Annotated in this window: 20 protein-coding genes; 6 read left to right on the top strand and 14 right to left on the bottom strand. The window is 59.2% G+C overall.

Annotation, left to right across the window (positions count from 1 at the left end):
- Window positions 1-25 precede the first annotated feature (25 nt).
- The 4 genes from prfA to BW956_RS14535 are packed head-to-tail and all read left to right on the top strand — an operon-like array spanning window position 26 to window position 3,125.
- A complete protein-coding gene (gene prfA, locus BW956_RS14550; protein WP_076463538.1) occupies window positions 26-1,111 on the top strand; it encodes a peptide chain release factor 1 in 1,086 nt (361 codons plus the stop codon).
- Window positions 1,104-1,946 carry a peptide chain release factor N(5)-glutamine methyltransferase gene (prmC, locus tag BW956_RS14545; protein WP_076463536.1) on the top strand — a complete coding sequence of 281 codons (843 nt, stop codon included), beginning with the start codon at window positions 1,104-1,106 and terminating at the stop codon, window positions 1,944-1,946. Before prfA ends, prmC begins: the two co-directional genes overlap by 8 nt.
- A gap of 5 nt (window positions 1,947-1,951) precedes the next feature.
- Window positions 1,952-2,716 (top strand): molybdopterin-synthase adenylyltransferase MoeB, encoded by a 765-nt coding sequence (moeB, locus tag BW956_RS14540; protein WP_076463533.1) that lies wholly within the window; start codon window positions 1,952-1,954, stop codon window positions 2,714-2,716.
- Window positions 2,706-3,125: a CoA-binding protein gene (locus tag BW956_RS14535; RefSeq protein ID WP_076463530.1), complete on the top strand. Its 420-nt coding sequence runs from the start codon at window positions 2,706-2,708 to the stop codon at window positions 3,123-3,125. The genes moeB and BW956_RS14535 overlap by 11 nt, the downstream gene beginning before the upstream one ends.
- On the opposite strand, the gene BW956_RS14530 is transcribed toward BW956_RS14535, so the two are convergent.
- The 4 genes from BW956_RS14530 to BW956_RS22775 form a co-directional block, all read right to left on the bottom strand.
- The gene (locus BW956_RS14530; RefSeq protein WP_076463527.1) at window positions 3,126-3,746 is read right to left on the bottom strand and encodes a hypothetical protein; all 621 of its coding nucleotides are present in this window, start codon (window positions 3,744-3,746) and stop codon (window positions 3,126-3,128) included.
- A 13-nt stretch (window positions 3,747-3,759) separates the two neighbouring features.
- Window positions 3,760-4,716 carry an AEC family transporter gene (locus tag BW956_RS14525; RefSeq protein WP_076463524.1) on the bottom strand — a complete coding sequence of 319 codons (957 nt, stop codon included), beginning with the start codon at window positions 4,714-4,716 and terminating at the stop codon, window positions 3,760-3,762.
- Between the two features lie 119 nt (window positions 4,717-4,835).
- On the bottom strand, window positions 4,836-5,726 hold the full coding sequence (locus BW956_RS14520; protein ID WP_010322664.1) for a DMT family transporter: 891 nt from the start codon (window positions 5,724-5,726) through the stop codon (window positions 4,836-4,838).
- A gap of 86 nt (window positions 5,727-5,812) precedes the next feature.
- Complete coding sequence (locus BW956_RS22775) at window positions 5,813-5,935, bottom strand: hypothetical protein (RefSeq protein WP_276327837.1); 123 nt, start codon at window positions 5,933-5,935, stop codon at window positions 5,813-5,815.
- A gap of 145 nt (window positions 5,936-6,080) precedes the next feature.
- Between BW956_RS22775 and BW956_RS14515 the strand changes: the two genes are divergently transcribed.
- Entirely contained in the window at window positions 6,081-7,034 is a 954-nt protein-coding gene (locus BW956_RS14515) for an AEC family transporter (protein WP_010322663.1), read from the top strand.
- Here BW956_RS14515 and BW956_RS14510 read toward each other — a convergent pair.
- The 4 genes from BW956_RS14510 to BW956_RS14495 are packed head-to-tail and all read right to left on the bottom strand — an operon-like array spanning window position 7,026 to window position 9,672.
- A complete protein-coding gene (locus BW956_RS14510) occupies window positions 7,026-7,649 on the bottom strand; it encodes an HvfX family Cu-binding RiPP maturation protein (protein WP_076463522.1) in 624 nt (207 codons plus the stop codon). The two genes, BW956_RS14515 and BW956_RS14510, sit on opposite strands and share 9 nt — an antisense overlap.
- Window positions 7,646-8,443 (bottom strand): HvfC family RiPP maturation protein, encoded by a 798-nt coding sequence (locus tag BW956_RS14505; protein WP_076463519.1) that lies wholly within the window; start codon window positions 8,441-8,443, stop codon window positions 7,646-7,648. The genes BW956_RS14510 and BW956_RS14505 overlap by 4 nt, the downstream gene beginning before the upstream one ends.
- Window positions 8,424-9,278, bottom strand: a complete 855-nt coding sequence (locus tag BW956_RS14500) for an HvfB family MNIO-type RiPP peptide maturase (RefSeq protein WP_076463517.1) — start codon at window positions 9,276-9,278, stop codon at window positions 8,424-8,426. Before BW956_RS14500 ends, BW956_RS14505 begins: the two co-directional genes overlap by 20 nt.
- A 55-nt stretch (window positions 9,279-9,333) precedes the next feature.
- Window positions 9,334-9,672 carry an HvfA family oxazolone/thioamide-modified RiPP metallophore gene (locus tag BW956_RS14495; RefSeq protein ID WP_076463515.1) on the bottom strand — a complete coding sequence of 113 codons (339 nt, stop codon included), beginning with the start codon at window positions 9,670-9,672 and terminating at the stop codon, window positions 9,334-9,336.
- Window positions 9,673-10,016: 344 nt separating this feature from the next.
- Here BW956_RS14495 and BW956_RS14490 point away from each other — a divergent pair, with 344 nt between their 5' ends.
- A complete protein-coding gene (locus tag BW956_RS14490) occupies window positions 10,017-10,601 on the top strand; it encodes a histidine phosphatase family protein (protein WP_076463512.1) in 585 nt (194 codons plus the stop codon).
- Here the strand turns inward: BW956_RS14490 and BW956_RS14485 are convergent.
- From BW956_RS14485 to BW956_RS14460, 6 genes are read right to left on the bottom strand one after another with little or no spacing between them, the layout of a single operon-like run.
- Window positions 10,585-11,913 (bottom strand): BatD family protein, encoded by a 1,329-nt coding sequence (locus tag BW956_RS14485; protein WP_076463510.1) that lies wholly within the window; start codon window positions 11,911-11,913, stop codon window positions 10,585-10,587. The genes BW956_RS14490 and BW956_RS14485 overlap by 17 nt on opposite strands.
- Entirely contained in the window at window positions 11,903-13,393 is a 1,491-nt protein-coding gene (locus BW956_RS14480; protein ID WP_083703087.1) for a vWA domain-containing protein, read from the bottom strand. Before BW956_RS14480 ends, BW956_RS14485 begins: the two co-directional genes overlap by 11 nt.
- A complete protein-coding gene (locus BW956_RS14475) occupies window positions 13,390-14,385 on the bottom strand; it encodes a VWA domain-containing protein (protein ID WP_076463506.1) in 996 nt (331 codons plus the stop codon). The genes BW956_RS14480 and BW956_RS14475 overlap by 4 nt, the downstream gene beginning before the upstream one ends.
- Window positions 14,372-14,875 carry a DUF4381 domain-containing protein gene (locus BW956_RS14470; RefSeq protein WP_076463503.1) on the bottom strand — a complete coding sequence of 168 codons (504 nt, stop codon included), beginning with the start codon at window positions 14,873-14,875 and terminating at the stop codon, window positions 14,372-14,374. Before BW956_RS14470 ends, BW956_RS14475 begins: the two co-directional genes overlap by 14 nt.
- Window positions 14,872-15,879 carry a DUF58 domain-containing protein gene (locus tag BW956_RS14465; RefSeq protein WP_217695135.1) on the bottom strand — a complete coding sequence of 336 codons (1,008 nt, stop codon included), beginning with the start codon at window positions 15,877-15,879 and terminating at the stop codon, window positions 14,872-14,874. The genes BW956_RS14470 and BW956_RS14465 overlap by 4 nt, the downstream gene beginning before the upstream one ends.
- A complete protein-coding gene (locus BW956_RS14460; protein WP_076463497.1) occupies window positions 15,833-16,801 on the bottom strand; it encodes an AAA family ATPase in 969 nt (322 codons plus the stop codon). Before BW956_RS14460 ends, BW956_RS14465 begins: the two co-directional genes overlap by 47 nt.
- Window positions 16,802-16,875: the final 74 nt, after the last annotated feature.

Here is a 16,875-nt window from a genome sequence, read left to right as displayed (position 1 = left end):
GTCCTGCCACAGGAGTGAACCTGTCATGAAAGCATCCATCATCACCAAGCTGGAGGCGCTGTGCGATCGCCATGAAGAACTGGCGGCGCTGCTGAGCGAACCCGAGGTGATCGCGGATCAAACCCGCTTCCGCGACTACTCACGTGAGTATTCCGATCTGGAAGAGGTGACCAAGGCCTTTAATGCCTGGCGTCAGGCCGGTGAGGATCTGGAGTCGGCCCAGTTGATGCTGGAAGACGATGATCCCGACATGAAGGCGATGGCGCAGGAAGAGATCGACGCGGCGCGTGAACAGATCGAAGCACTGGAAGCCGAGCTGCAGATTCTGCTGTTGCCGCGCGACCCGAACGATCATCGCAGTGTGTTCCTGGAAATTCGTGCCGGCACGGGCGGTGACGAGGCGGCCATTTTCTCCGGTGATCTTTTCCGCATGTACTCCCGTTACGCCGAACAGAAGGGCTGGCGCGTTGAAGTGATCAGCGCCAACGAAGGCGAGCATGGCGGTTACAAGGAGATCATCAGCCGGGTCGCCGGTGAAGATGTCTATGCCCAGCTCAAGTTCGAGTCCGGTGCCCACCGCGTTCAGCGTGTGCCGGAGACCGAATCCCAGGGCCGTATTCACACATCTGCCTGCACCGTCGCGGTAATGCCCGAGATGGACGAGTCGGCAGAGGTCGAGATCAACAAGGCCGACCTGCGTGTGGATACCTACCGCGCCTCCGGTGCCGGTGGCCAGCACGTCAACAAGACCGATTCCGCGATCCGCATCACGCACTTGCCCACCGGGCTGGTGGTGGAGTGTCAGGAAGAGCGCTCCCAGCACAAGAACCGCGCCAAGGCGATGGCGTTGCTGGCATCGCGCCTGCAGCAAGCCGAGATCGACAAGCAGCAGGCGGAACAGGCCAGTGCGCGTAAAAGCCTGGTAGGCTCTGGTGACCGCTCCGAGCGTATCCGTACCTACAACTTCCCGCAGGGGCGTTTGACCGACCACCGCATCAACCTGACGATCTATCGCCTTAACGAAGTGATCGCCGGTGACCTGGATCAGGTGATCCAGCCGCTGCGCAACGAATATCAGGCCGAGCAGCTTAGCAGTCTGTCCAATGACTGATGTTTGTGTGGCCGATGCGCTGGCAAAGGCCGAGCTGCTGGTAAATGTCAGTGACAGCCCCCGCGTGGATGTGGAGCTGCTGTTGTGCGAGGTACTCGATAAGCCGCGCAGCTGGCTATTTACCTGGCCCGATAAGGCCTTGAACTCTGAACAGCAGGCCGCATTCGATCAACTGCTGGCACGTCGCCTCCAGGGCGAGCCGGTGGCCCATCTGCTGGGCTATCGTGATTTCTGGACCCTCAGGCTCAAGGTCAGCACCGATACGCTGATCCCGCGACCGGACACCGAATGTCTGGTGGAACAGGCACTGAGTCTGCTGCCGAATCAACCGGCACGTGTGGCCGACCTGGGCACCGGCACCGGTGCCATCGCACTGGCGCTGGCCAGTGAACGGCCCGCGTGGCAGTTGCAGGCAACCGATTTTCATCCCGGCGCTGTGGCACTGGCTCGCACCAATGCAGAGCTGAATCAATTGAATAATGTTGAGGTGCTGCAGGGGAGCTGGTGTGAGCCTCTGTCCGGGCGCTACGACATGCTGGTCAGTAACCCGCCCTATATCAACCCTGAAGATCCGCACTTGCAGCAGGGTGATGTCCGTTTTGAACCTCTTACCGCCCTGATTGCCGAAGAAGAAGGCATGGCCGATATTCGCCAGATTGCCGAACAGGCTACCCGACACCTGTGTAACGGTGGCTGGCTGCTGTTTGAACACGGCTATGATCAGGGCGATGCCGTACGCCAGTGCCTGACGCGTCTGGGCTATGCCGAAGTGGAAACGGTACGTGATCTGGGAGGCAATGAGCGCGTAACCCAGGGGCGCTGGCAGGAGAAATAATAAAGATGATGAATGATCAGGAACTGATGCGCTACAGCCGCAGCATCATGCTGCCGGAAGTGGACATTGCCGGCCAGGAAGCCTGGCGTCAGGCGCGTGTGTTGATTCTGGGCCTGGGTGGCCTGGGAGGACCGGTTGCCGCGTATCTGGCGGCGGCCGGCGTCGGTGAGCTGGTGCTGGTGGATGATGACGAAGTCGAAGCCAGTAATCTGCAGCGTCAGATTATTCACAGCGAAGAAGCCTGTGGGCAGGCCAAGGTAGAGTCCGCCGCTGCCAGCCTCAGAGCCATCAACCCGGGCGTCAAGGTTGTTACACGTGCAGAACGCCTGCAGGGCGAGGCCTTGCAGCAGCAAGTGGCCGATGTGGACCTGGTGCTGGATTGCAGTGACAACTTTGCCACCCGCTTTGCGCTGAACAAGGCCTGCTTTGCCACCTGTACCCCTCTGGTATCCGGTGCCGCCATCCGTTTTGATGGCCAGATCAGTGTCTATGACCCGCGTGACCCAGAATCGCCCTGTTATCAATGCCTGTACCGCACTGGCGATGATGAAGCGCTGACCTGCAGCGAGTCAGGTGTATTCCCGCCGCTGGTGGGTATCATCGGCAGCATGCAGGCGATGGAAGCACTTAAACTCTTGGCCAGGGTGGGCGACTCCCTGACCGGCCGTCTGCTGTTGCTGGATGGCCAACGAATGCAATGGCGCAGCCTCAAACTGCGTCCCGACCCCGAATGTCCCATCTGCAGAGGAGAACACCGGCATGCAGGATAATCAGATCAAGTCATTGCTGGAACGTACTCAGCGTATCGCCCTGGTGGGAGCCAGTGCCAAGTCTCACCGTGCCAGCTATCAGGTAATGTCCTTCCTGCTTGAGTCCGGCTATGAAGTCATTCCGGTTAACCCTGCGTTGGCCGGTCAGGAGCTGATGGGCCAGACTGTGGTCGCCAAACTGGCGGATATCGAGGGGCCTGTGGACATGGTGGATATCTTCCGTAACTCGGTGGACGCCGGTTACGTGGTGGATGAAGCAATCGAAGTCGGCGCCCGTGCGGTCTGGCTGCAATTGGGCGTGATTAACGAAGTGGCAGCCGAGCGTGCCGAAGCCGCCGGGCTGGAAGTGGTCATGGACCGCTGCCCGGCGATTGAGCTACCACGATTGGGCGTTATCTCGGCGGCCTGATCAGCCGCCCAGCATCATTTTACGGATGCGAATATCTTCCCTTACCCGCCTGAGCTGGAGCGCCAACGCTTCGTCTTCCAGTTGCTCCAGCCAGGCATCTTCACAATCTGCCCCCGACTGAATCAGAAACTGCAGCAGGGCCTGGTCGCCCTGAGGCATCAGCTTCTCCAACAGCACCCGGCCGCTTTCATCCCGCGCATCCAGATCGGCACCGTATTCCAGCAACCGACTGATATGCACCATCAGGCTGGTGGGTGGGCAGTGATCGGCGCAGTGGTGCAGCAGGGGCTGTCCCTGATGGCTCAGGTTGGCATTCTCGCCGATCTGCAGCAGGGCACTCAGCTGTGCCAGACTGTTGTTCTGCTGCAAGGCCAGCACCGTTAAGGGGGAGCCACAGCTGGCCGCAGGCAAAGGGGACTGACATTTCTGCAGCAGCAACTGCAGAAGCCTTGGTTCCTCCGCCTTGAGGGCATGTTCCAAAGCATGGCGGCCATCCATGTCTGCCTCATAAATGCTGTCGACCTCCACTTTGGCCAGCAGGCGGGCAAGCTTGTCCACATCGCCAGCCTGAACCGCCTTGATCAAACGCTGCTGCGGTGAGTTGAACAGTGACTTCAGCATCAGGCCTCCTTCATCAAATAACGCCCAGCAGGCGCAACAGGTAGATGCCACCACTGAGGGTCAGTACCGAGCCCAGTGTGGTGGTCAGTACAATATTGGCCGCCAGTTGTGCATTGCCGCCCATCGCCTTGGCCATGACAAAGCTGGCCGCTGCGGTTGGACAGCCGAACAGTACCATCAGAATCGCCAGATCCTGGCCGCCGAAGCCATAGAGCCAGGCGCCCAGTGTCAGTACCAGTGGAATAATCACCAGTTTGAGCGCCGTGGCCCAGAAGGCCTGTGCCGAGGTGTCGTGCAGGCTTTTCAGGTTCAGCGAAGCACCGATGGTCAAAAGCGCCAGAGGCAGGGTGAGGTTGGCGAAATAGGTTCCGGTTTTGGCAACCACCTGTGGCAACTGGATACCGAACCAGGATACCGGCAGGGCAAAGACCACCGCCAGAATCAGCGGGTTTTTCAGTACTTCCAGCAGGGTGCTGCTGAGCTTCATGCTCTCGCCGCGCTGCATGGGCACGCTGAGGCATAGAATCGACAGCACGTTAAACATTGGAATCACCAGTGCCAGCAGCAGTGATGCCTGGGCCAGGCCGGCGTCGCCAAACAGATTGAAACTGACCGCCAGACCGATAATGCCGTAGTTACTGCGAAACGAGCCCTGAATAAACACGCCCAGATCTTCCGGCGCTTTGATCCAGCGCGCGGCCAGCCACCAGATAAGACCGAAGGAGAGCAGTATCCCGACCAGCACAAAGCCCATCTGCTCGGGGTTGAACACGGCATGAAAGTCCATGCGGGCGATGGACATGAACACCAGTGCCGGCAGGGTAATCACAAACACCAGCTTGGAGCCGGTGGCAACAAAGGCCTCGTCAATCAGACGCAGGCGGCGTAGCAGGTAGCCCAGGAACAGAATAAAAAAGATCGGGGCCACAATATTGGCGGTATAGCCGAGGGTTTGCAGGTAGAGGTTCAAGCGGCGTCTCCGGCTGCGGTGAGAAGAAGGCGTATTTTACTGTAAAAAAGACTCATTTACTGGAGTGTCGATGCAACCAGGAGCAGACGTGCCAGCGCCTGTACGCTGGCACGTCGAGTTCAGCTCACAGGGCTTCGCTCTGGTTGCAGTCGGTGTCCCCAGAAGAACAGCCCAAGCCCGGTCACTACCAGCAGGCAACCCTGCCAAAGTCCGGCGGTAAGCGGTTCGTCATTGAGCAGGTGACCCAGCATCAGTGCAAAGACCGGAGTAATCAGTGTCACCAGGGCGACGGTGCTGGGCGGCAGGTGGCGCAGCACATGGAAGTAGCAGACAAAGCCCAGCAGCGAACCGAAGGTGGCCAGGTAGAGAATCGACCAGAAGGAGCGGCTGCCCACTTCGATGGCCAGGCTGTCCGTGCCCGTAAACAGGCCCACCAGCACAAACCCCGGCAGTGACCAGAGCAGGGAACCCACCGTATGAGCCAGCGGGTTGAGCTGACCGTTACAGCGTTTTACCAGAACCGCACTCAGGCTGAACAGGGTCACCGCCAGCAACAGCAGCAACAGGCCGGGCAGACTTTCCGGCCCCAGTGCCACATCGTCGGTAAAAATGACCCCGAGCCCGGCAAAGGCCAGGAAACAGGCGACCCAGCGATAGGCACGGAAACGCGCTTCATCCAGCAGCCATTGTCCCAGCACGGCCGACAGGATTGGTGCCAGACCGAACATGATGGAGATCAGGCCCGAAGGTACATAGCGTGACGACAGGTAGGCACAGCACATGGCACCAAACACGCCAATGGCGGCACAGGCATAGGTTTTTTGTGCGCGGCGGTTCAGCGGCAGGGGTTCACGCAAAACAGCCAGCAGGCCCAGACCCAGCAGGGCGGCAATCGCCATACGCAGGCCGGCAGCAACGACTGGATCAACGGATTCGCTGCTCCAGGCAATGGTTAAGGGTGTGGTGGACCAGATCAACACCACCGCGAGATAGGAAACAGGTACCGACATAACCACTCCGTGTCAGTCGACCGCAGCTGCAACGACAAAAACCGCAGCAACTGCTGCGGCCATGAGTCAATTTAATTCAGAACAGATCAGGGCTGGGCAGCTTCGCACAGGGGCGCATCTTCGGCGGAACGCCGACGACAGATTTTCGTCGTGGTAGATGGCATGGATAGTTGCGGGGCTGCATGCTTGGAGTCCTTATTGATCAGCATTCATCATCCACCATCCTCCCCCGCGCGGTCAACCATGAAAAAAATACACCTGTTGGCTGAGAATTAATCGTTTTAGCCACGCGCGTAAAAACTGCACAATGTTGGTATATAGTTAATATATTAATTAAATGCCCGCGGAGGTGCGATGTTTCAACTTTTTCTCCTGACTTTGCCAATCTTTATGCTGATCGCGATCGGCTATTTTGCTGTCCGTGCCGGTTGGGTCAGCGAATCGGCCTTGCCGTCTCTGGGCAGTTACGTGATCAAGCTGGCGTTGCCGGCGCTGCTGTTTCAGTCAATGGCATCCCGTCCGGTGGAGGAATCGTTGAACCTGGATTACATCCGCGCCTATGCGCTGGGCTCGGTGGTGCTCTTGTTGGCGGCTTTTGCACTCAGCGCCAAATTGCGCAAGGCCAGTTGCTGGGAGTCCGCATTCCAGGGGCTGGGCGCAACGTTGGCCAACAGTGCCTTCATCGGTCTGGCGGTGGCGGGTGAACTGTTCGGCTCTGCTGCGGCGGTCGCGGTTGCACTGACCATGCTGGTGGATCTGCTGATTCTGATTCCGCTGGGACTGGTGCTGGCCGAGTTGTGCAGTGGTCAGGGTGGGGCAGGCAAGCGTGCGCTGGAACTGTTCAAGCGTACCCTGACCAACCCGCTGGTGTTGGCGATTCTGGCTGGCCTTTTGGTGGCGGGGCTGGAAGTTCGTTTGCCGGATGCTCTGGATCAGGCGGTTGGCATGCTGGGCCGTTCGGCGGCTGCCGTGGCCCTGTTCGTGATTGGTGGCAGCCTGGTGAGCAGCTCCGTGAAAGGGCGCATGGCCGATATCGGCCAGATGACCGTCTTCAAGTTGCTGCTGCATCCGGCGGCGGTCGCACTGGCGGTTTGGGTACTGCCCGGCTTTGACCCTGCAATGCAGACCATTGCGATTCTGATGGCGGCCATGCCCATGGCCAGTGTGATCTCCCTGCTGGGTGAACGTTATGGACAGGCCGCGCTCTGTGCACCGGCACTGGTGGTAGCGACAGGCCTGTCCTTCATCACGGTTAACCTGGTGCTCTGGCTGCTGGGGCTGGCCGGTCGGTTACCGATGTCACTCTGATGTGTCTGCGACACCCAGTCCGGTACGGCGGGCCAGCCAGTAATCCACACTGGTGAAACGCCCGCCACCGGTGAAAAACAGGCTCAGCAGCATGACAAAATAGGTAGCCGCAAACTCGATACCGTTATTGAGAATGACCACGCTGCCTCGGCCCGTGAGCCAGTCATAGTTGCCATATTCCTGCAGAATCGAACGGGCGCGCTGCAGACGTTCGGCTGATTCCATTACCCGGTCATTGGCGAGCCAGCTGGAGGTGTCGGCAATGGCAAGCCAGCCGTTATCCCAGTGCACGGTGATGGCCGCGACCAGCATGGTGATCATCAGTGGGATACTGACCCAGCGCACGGCCAAACCGATCAGCAGCAGAATACCGCCAAAGAACTCGGTACCTGCGGCCAGTGCGGCCATAACTTCGGGGAAGGGCAGCCCCAGTCCCCAATCCGGGTTACCGAACCAGGCGGCAGTATCTTCGAAATGGCTGAGCTTGTTCCAGCCAGCCTGCATCATGATGGGTGCAAGATAGAGTCGTAGCAGCAGGGGCGCAATACCGTCACCCCACTGCAGATGCTGCAAGGCGCCCTGGAAGGGGCGGTAGGCAGTTGTTAAGCGGTTCATGGTCCTGTCTCCTCACAGGGGGCCGTGGCGAAAATGATGTCCCGACTGACAAACTGCTGCATCAGATCCAAACCACCCTGGAAGATGGTGTCGGCAGGCAGCTGGGGCAGTTCGTCGGCCATTTGCTGCAGTACTTCCCGGCCACTGAGTTCAGGGTGTTGATTCAGACTCCACAAAAGGTGTGCGCTGACCGCGTTCAGCTCCATAAACTCGACACTGTCTTTGCGATCACGGTACACCAGCAGCCAGGTTGGTTGCTCCGGTGGCTTGTCCGGCTGAAAGTCGGCGCAGATCTGATGCACGGGCCACTGGTAACTGAGTGACCAGGCCAGCGGTGAAACCAGCGGGTGTTCCTGCAGCAGCTGCTCGGCTGTCACCGGAGCGGTCGAAACATCGGTGAAAGGGTCCTCTTCGGCAATATCCAGTGCCAGCTCCACCCATTCATAGTGCAGTAACTCCTGCAGGAAAGGCGGGTCTTCGGGCTGGGGAGCACGGCTCTGTTCGACATAGTCGCGGTAGGCCTGGGCCAGGTCGCGAAACAAGGGGCTGTGGGAGCTGTATTCCTGCATGAAACGGCGAACTTCTGCAGCCCAGAAATCATCGCTGCACAGGCCGCGGTAGATCGGAAACGCCCCTTCCAGAAAGCCTGAAATATTGCTGAAGAACAGATCCACATAGACCTGCATGCGCCGCGCTTCGATACCCTCGGGTACAGGCTGATCGGGGTTGCGAATCTGGTCAGCAAAACGCCGCTGGCGTTGCACAAAATCGGCTTCAGGCACTGAGGCGGTCATGATATTCAGCTCCCTGTTGCTGGTAATGACGAATCTGGCGCACTTCTTCCATCAACTCATGCAACGGCGGCAGGTTGAAGTCGCGCTCCAGCAAGGTCGCAACCGGGCCCACATGGGCATAGGTTTTCTGCAGCAGCGACCAGACCGGATCGATAATGGGCGCACCATGGGTATCGATCAGCAGGTCTTCAGCTTCCTGATAGTGTCCGGCCACATGCAAGCACACCACGCGCTCGGCAGGCAGGCTGCGCATGAAAGCTTCTGCATCGTAGCGATGGTTAACACTGTTCACGTAGATGTTGTTCACGTCGAGCAGCAGGTCGCAGTCGGCTTCCTCCAGCACGGCGCGGGTAAATTCGGCTTCGCTCAACTCGGTGGCGAGCGGGGTGTAATAACTGACGTTTTCAATCGCAATGCGTCGTTGCAGCCGGTCCTGTACCTGGCGAATACGCGTGGCTACATGCTGCACGGCCTCTTCGGTAAAGGGGATCGGCATCAGGTCGTACAGATGGGCATGGTCGCTACAGCTGCTCAGGTGTTCGCTGTAAAGAAGAATGCCATGCTGATCGAGAAAGCGACCGGCCTGATCGACAAACGCCATATCCAGTGGCTCGGGACCACCCAGGGAGAGGGAAAGGCCATGAGCACTGAAAGTATGCTGTTCGGTCAGGGCGCGAAACTGGCGTCCCAGACGGCCTCCCATCTGCATCCAGTTTTCCGGCGCGACCTCAAAGAAACTGACATCACTCAGGTCTGCATCCGGCAACTCTTTCAGCATGGCCCGTCTAAGGCCGAGTCCGGTGCCCTGCAACGGTGAGGGAGAAAGTTCACGCATGGGGCCTCCTGTTGAGTGTTCACCGGTTCCCGCAGGAACCGGTGACTAGGCTGGCTTAAGAGTTACCACCGCACTTGGCTTCACCACATTTGCCTTCGCCATCGGCTTTAGGCTTTTTGTCTTCGCCGCACTTGGCTTCACCACATTTGCCTTCGCGATCAGCCTTGGCTTTGTCTTCGCCGCATTTGGCCTCACCGCATTTGCCTTCACGTTCAGCTTTATCTTCACCACATTTGGCTTCACCGCACTTGGCTTCGGCCAGTTCAGCATAGCCGCTGCTGAGAGGCTGAGCAGCGAAAGGGTTCTCGGCGGCAGTTGCGCTTGATGTCGCACCCAGGCCCAGCAGAAAAGCAGTACCTACGGCAGCAATGGTCGGTTTGGTATAGTTAGACATTGTGATCACCTTATCGTTGGTTATATGTGTCCGTGTCGGCCAGGACGTTGTCCTGTACCGTTTTGTTGTGCTTCCTGATCATCAGTCGAGGTAAGACAGGATTCCTTACAGCCAAAATGAAATTTTTTTGGATTTTTTTGTGAAGGGGCTGCAGCCGAGGCTGAGTGATCAGTTAACCGAGGTAACAATCGATCCCGGTTATATCTTCGTACGTGTGGGTAAGCTGTTTTGGGTTTGTTAGGTTTCAGATCGATACTGCGTGCCGAAAATACGCGTTCGCCCACTCGGGAAAGCCTCGCGTGTGCTCTGTATTCTTTGCATGCCGTTAGTGAGGAGGAGAGATAATGAAAGGCTTCTTGTCTGTGTTGGGGTTACTTGCGTCACTATTTACAGCCCAGCATCTGGTTGCTGCTGACGCCAATAACGAAGAAAAAGCACTCTGGGATGCGCTGCGCTCGCCCAAACATTTTGCTCTGATGAGGCACGCACTCGCTCCGGGCACGGGTGATCCGGCCAACTTTACTTTGGGGCGCCGCGAAACCCAGCGCAATCTTTCCGAGCAGGGCCGGCAGCAGGCACAACGTATTGGTGCGTTGTTCCGTGAAAACGGCATAGAAAGCGCTCAGGTGTTTACCAGCGAATGGTTTCGCTGCCGGGATACGGCCGAACTGCTAGGGTTGGGGGCGGTAACGCCGCTGCCAGCACTGAACTCTTTCTTCCGTAATTATGAGCAAAAAGAGCCCCGTACCGAGGCACTGAAGCGCTGGCTATCTCAGCGGGATATGGATGAGCCGCTGGTGTTGGTGACCCATCAGGTCAACATTACGGCGCTAACGGGTGTGTATCCCGCCTCGGGTGAAATCGTTGTGGTGGCACAGGATGCCGAAAATGGGCTGAGAGTACTGGGCAGTATCAGAACCGATCTCTAGAGATGGGGTGTCGGTTCAACGGCGGCAGGGGGCTGCTGTGTGAACCTGAATGCTTGGGCCGCTTGCGTTTGCTCAAGTGACGGAGAGACGTTCCCAACAGGCGCAACGCCCTGGGCTTAGCGGGATCTGGCTGGTAAAGCAGATCGAGTCCGGTCAGTAATGGCTGCTGTAATTCTGCTTCCAGCTTTGCGTGGCGGACACTTGGGCTTTGTGTATCGCGTCGCAACAGTTGGTAGGCTGCCGTGAGTTCAGGTGTTCGTTGGCGCAGCTGCTTGCGGGCCATCAGGCCTGCCCGGGTGCGGGAGTCATGCCAGTGCTGGTGCAGCCGTTGCACTCGTAAGCGGCCAACACGAAACAGCGAACGGCGATAGTGCACACAGGCCCATACCGACAGACTAAAAAGTGCCAACAGAACCATCCCGGATCCGCTGAAGTTCATGGCCTTCACTAGTCGGTCTGAAAACTGCTCCAGCATTGTCTGGGAAGAGGTCGAGCTGGACGCGGGAATGACCTCAATGGTCAACTCAGGCAGTCGAGCCAGTTTCATTTTTTGCTCATCAATATCCCACCAGGCCAGTTCAACTGCTGGAAGCTGGTACGTACCGCTCTGTTCCGGCAGATATCGCACTGATTCTATACGTACGCCACCCACCGGGTCACCAGCTGCGTCGGTGAGTGTGCTGGTATCGGCAGGTAGCCGAGTCCCCTGCAAAGCGCTCAACGCCGATATGGTCACAGCCGGAATGGACAATGCCAGGGCGTTCTGTGCCTCTACGCGGATTTCACGTATCAGCGGCTGGCCCTGTTCAATTGAGTCTGAGGACAGTTTCAGTCGTTGACTCAGCTGTACATCGCCAGCCAGCAGACTCAGTTTGCCCTGTGCCTTGGCGGGCAGGGCTTGAACGGCAAACGAGCGGGCAGGTACCTGAGCCTGAACTGGGGTATCTGCCTGACCGATGGGCACCTGCAAGGTCAGGGCGGGAATAACCGTGACGCCAGCCTGTAGTGGGGTCAGTCGGTAGCGGTAGCTGACGCCGAAATAGGCTTTGCCTTCAATTCTGCGTTGAATGGGGCGGCCCTGACTGCCTTCAAAACTGGTGAGGGCGCCGGGGATATCCAGTTCTGGAAAGGAGGGAGTACCCTCGAGCCAGGTGTCGGTGAGCACATCGATGCTGTAATACAGTGTTTGCCCGGCGCGAACTTCGTGGTCTTGCTGCAGCTTTGTGAGAATACGCACCTCCTGCGCCCAGACGGATGGCAACCAGCCGGCACAGGCCAAACCGATCAGTGTCAGCAGGGCTTTAATCTTCATGGGCGACTCCTGCTGCCTGTTCAGCGGCAAAGCGGCGGCGCAAAAACTCGGTGGCCGAGGTGTTCAGGTTTTCCAGCCAGATGGCATCGTTCATGCGCGTCGACCTCTGTATCTCGGCCGGGGTGCCCTGGTCGGCATGCTTGTCGAAACGCAGCGCATCGGCTTCCATTTCTGGCGCGCCTTCCCTTTGGGCATCCAGCTGCCGGGCCAGCGGTTCGATCAGTGCCAGATTCTGGCGCGCGGTCGGGAAGTCCGGCTGTTTCTGTAATGCCGTTTCATAGGCGGTTATCGCCTTGTGCAGCTCGAGTTGTCGGGCGTAGCTGTTGCCCAGGTAGAACCAGGCCTCTGCGGTATCCAGCTGGCTGAAATGCTCAATGGCCAGAGCATAGTCGGCGGCGCGATAGGCGGATACACCGCGCAGGTAGAGAGACTGGAACTGCTCAGCGGCTTCGCTGTAACGGCCCGATTCAAAGGCGATACGGCCCTGTTGGTCCGGGGTCAGAAAAGCATCGGCAAGTGTACCGGCCTCTGCCTGTGGCGGAGCTGACAGGAACAGGGTCAGAGGTAACCAGCACCATTGCACCTGCCAGCCCTTGCGGACTGAGACAAGGCTCAGCAGCAGGGCGGGCCAGACCAGCCAATAGCCCAGATCCCGCCATTCCAGTTCATCATCCCGGTTGTTGAGGTGGGTGAAATGGGCTTCCACCTGATTTTCCAGCCAACGCACATCGCTTTCTCTTGTGGAGAAGGTGCGGCTGTGTGCTCCCAGCTGCTCAATTCGCAGTTCGGCTGCGGCAGTGTTCAGCGTGGTTTCCGGTGCCAGTACCAGTATCGAGCCGGTAGGTGTTGCAGGCTCGCCCAGTTGGGTATTGCCCAAGTCATCGGTGATGAGGATCAGAGCCTGCGCATCGCTGGCCTGTTGTAACGAGGACTGTGCCAGCGCTAGTGCGGCTTCAAGGTTGTGCCCGCTGCCTGGAATCAGGCCGGCTTCCAGTGAGTTGAGGTAGAGCGACAAGAGTTCCCGGTCACGGGTTGGAGGCATAATCAGGTGGGCACTTGGACCATAGCCGATCAGGCTGAGATGCCAGCCCGGGTTTTGCTGTGCCAGTGTCTGGATGTGCTCCTGCGCCAGTGCCAGCGTGTTGGAGCCTGTTCCCATGGAAGGAGAGAGGTCTATCAGCAAGGTGACTCGGGTTTTCTCCTCTGCGAAGGGTGGCAAGGCTCTATCCCAGCTTGGCCCGGCGACGGCCAGCCCCCCCAGGATTAGCAGCAGGCTGGTGCTATGGATGGGTAGCCAACGCTGTTGCGCGCCGGCGCTGATTTTCAGGTGCCGCAACAGGTGAGGGGCGATCATTCGCTGCAGTGCATCCCGATGACGACGCAGTTGTTGCCAGAGCGGTATCAGCATCAGGCCGAACAGGGTAATCAGCAGTGCCCAGGGGCGCAGAAAGTGAAACTCGTTCAGCGCTTCCATCATCATCGGTCACCTGTTTTTGCCTGCGGGCGTTGCAGAGCGGCTGACACCAACCCCGGCAGCAGCTGCAAAATGAGCACACCCAACGCCAGCGCCATCGGTATCCAGAAGAGTTCGCGGCGGGGCTGGGCTCTCAGTTCTTCGGCGATGTGCGGTGTCAGAGTATCAATACGGGCATACACCTGTTCCAGTGCCTGCTGATCACTGGCAAGAAATGCCTGCCCGCCGGTACGTTGGGCAATGGCCTCAAGCGTGTCCCGGTCGACGCGGTTATCGCCGGACCCCTCAGTCTGGCCAAAGGCGATGGTGTGGATCTGCAGGTTGCGCTCGGCGGCGATACGGGCTGCCTGTAGCGGGTCCAGGCGGCTGCGGTTATCTTCGCCATCGCTGAGCAGAATCATGACCTGTTCGGGCATCTGACTGGACTCAAGTAGTTTCAGCGTAACGCCGATGGCATCGCCCATGGCGGTGTTGGCACCGGCGATACCGGTTTCGGTCAGAGCCAGAATTTGCAGCAGGCTCTCATGTTCACTGCTGGATGGGGCCAGCGGGAAGGCCTGGTCGCCAAAACCGACCAGGCCGATACGGTCGTCCGGACGTTGGGCAATGAATTGCATGGCCGCCTGTTTGACGGCACTCAGGCGTTCCAACCGCTGTCCATCCGGTGCAGGCACATCCTGTTCACTCATGGACTGGGACAGATCGATAGCCAGTATCAGGTCGCGTCTGGGCTCCGTATGGTGAATAGGCGGCTCCAGCAAAACCGGCCGAGCGGCGGCGCCCAGCAACAACAGCCAGATCAACCATTGGATAATCAGGGTGCTGTGGGAGGCGATCTGGATGGCCGTGCTTTGATGGTCCTCCAGCTGTTCATAAAAGGCGCTGGTGTAGGGGACTCGGAGTCTGTCTTCCTCAGGCCGAAAGGCCGGCAGCCAGCGCCAGGCCAGCCAAGGCAGGGGAAGCAACAGCCACACCCAGAGATAGTCAAACTGGATCATGGTGTGTCTCCAGCCAAAGCCGGCAGTGTTTGTACAGCAGGGCCAGATCCAGCTGCTGGACGGCCCTGTCGTCGGCGTAAGCCAGCAATCCCAGTTGTGCGGCAAAATCAGCAGGCAGGGGCGCCGATGACATCCGCTGCAACAGCTGTTGCCAGTCATCTCTGCCCATTGAGCGTGTGCCCAGATGTTCGGGGCCCAAACGCGCCAGCGCCGTGCGTTTGAGCAGACCGGGTATGTCGCGCAGGGGGCTGATATCGCCCGGTGCGGCTTGCCAGTGGATCAGAACCTGGTTCAGTTCCGCCAGTGCCTGGCGTCGATAGGCATTGGCACGGTAACGCCGATAGCGGTGGGTGGCGTACATCGCGGTAGCCAGCAGTATCAGGGCCAGCAGTGCCCACCAGCCCCAGGTCTGTGGCCAGAATGCGGGGAGCGGTGGGTCGGGTAATTCCTTTAGCTGTTGCAGCTGTTGCAGCTGTTGGGTCAGGCTCATCGGCGCTGTGCCCCCAGCAGGCCAAGGGAACGGCGCAGTTGCGGCAGTACCGGTTCTCCACAGCTGATTTTCAAATGCGGGAGGTGGCTGTGTCTGAGATGATCATCAACCGTTTGAAAGCGTTGCGCCAGAAAGCTTGCAAGGGTCTCACGGGTACTGGTCTGGCCCAGATCCAGCCGCACACGGGTCTGGTCTTCGCTCAGGTTGACGATGCCCTGGCGGGGCAGGTTGAGTGCGATGGGGTCGTAGATCTGCACGGCCAGCACGTCGTTGTGCATTGCCAGTTGTTGCAGCAGTCCCAGGGTGCGTTCGGTCAGGCCGGAGAAGTCGCTGACAATACAGAGGGTCTGATCGTGGCGAGCCTGGATCAGGGCGCGTGAGAGCACGCGATCCAACTGATCGGGCGTGCGCGCTGCGGTGTTATCCACATGCAGCGCCCGGTTGTGGCGGGCGATGCGGCTGAGCAGGTCGATCACACGCTGGCGGCTGCGGTGGGGTGTGACGCTGTCGATACTCTGGTCGTTGAAGACAATTCCGCCCAAACGGTCGCCTGCGTGAAAGCTGATCCAGCCCAGCAGGGCTGCAACTTCAGCAGCAGCGGTGGCTTTCAATAGCAGGGTCGAGCCGAACAGCATGTCCATGCGCTGGTCACAGAGAATCAGTGTGGGGCGGTCGCGCTCTTCGGTGAAGCTGCGCACCAGTGGAGTGCCGGTGCGCTGGGTCGCACGCCAGTCCAGATGACGAATGTCATCGCCATGGTTGTAACGGCGCAACTCATCGAAATCCAGCCCCCGGCCACGCATGCGTGAGCCATGGTGACCGGCCAGCAGGCTGCGGCTGCGCTGGCAGCCATGAAAGTCCGGCAGGCGGCCTTCGGCTTCCAGTCGCAGCAGGCGCTCGGTGCTGGTGAAAACCTCGCTGTCGCCCTGTTCCCGTGTTCGCTTCATCGACTTGGCCTCAAGCGGGAATGGCGACCCGGTCCAGCAGGTGGGTGACAACATCATCCTCGCTGATCCGGTCTGCAATGGCGTCGTAGCTGAGCCGCAGTCGATGGCGCAATACCGGCAGGGCCACGGCGCGGACATTATCCGGCGTGACGTGGGCTTGCTCATACAGCCAGGCGTGGGCACGGGCTGCACGGTCGAGGGCAATACAGCCGCGCGGGCTGGCGCCGGTGGTTACCCAGCTGCGAAGCTGGTCATCTTGGCTCAACTCGGGGCGAGTGGCCTGCACCAGGCTAACGATGTACTCGTCAACCTTGGGGGAAACGAATAACTGGTTGATCTCCTGGCGGGCGGCGAGCAGAGCATCGGGCTCCAGGACGGGTGTGCTGTCCGGCTGAGTCCTATCCTGTTCGCCGCGTACCAGACGCAGCATGGCGCATTCGTCAGCGTGGTTGGGGTATTCCAGCTGCAGCTTCATCAGGAAACGGTCCATCTGCGCTTCCGGCAGTGGATAAGTGCCTTCCTGCTCGATGGGGTTCTGGGTGGCCAGTACCATGAACGGGTTCGGCATGTGGTGGGTGTGGCCGGATACGGTAATCTGCCGTTCTTCCATCACCTCCAGCAATGCAGACTGGACCTTGGCCGGGGCACGGTTGATCTCGTCGGCCAGGATCAGGTTGCCAAACAGAGGGCCAGGCTCAAACTGCAGCGACTGCACGCCATCGGCGTAATGCAGGACTTCCGAGCCGGTCAGGTCCGAGGGCAGCAGGTCGGGCGTGAACTGAATTCGGCTCATACCTGCATTCAGGTGATGTGCCAGGCGTTTTACGGTGCGGGTCTTGGCGAGGCCCGGCAGACTCTCGATCAGTACATGGCCGTCGGCCAGCAGTGCCAGCATCAGCTGTTCGATCAACTGGTGCTGACCCAGGACTTCGGCTTCCAGCTGGGTAATCAGCCGGCGAATGGCGGTGTGAGTGGTCATGGGCGTCCTCACAGTGGGAAGGCCTCAAGGACGAAAGGCGACTCCAGAGGTACGGAGTCACCTTTCCTGTGACG

The organism is Marinobacterium stanieri (assembly GCF_900155945.1).
Lineage (GTDB): Bacteria > Pseudomonadota > Gammaproteobacteria > Pseudomonadales > Balneatricaceae > Marinobacterium > Marinobacterium stanieri.
This window is presented reverse-complemented; position numbering and strand designations above follow the sequence as displayed.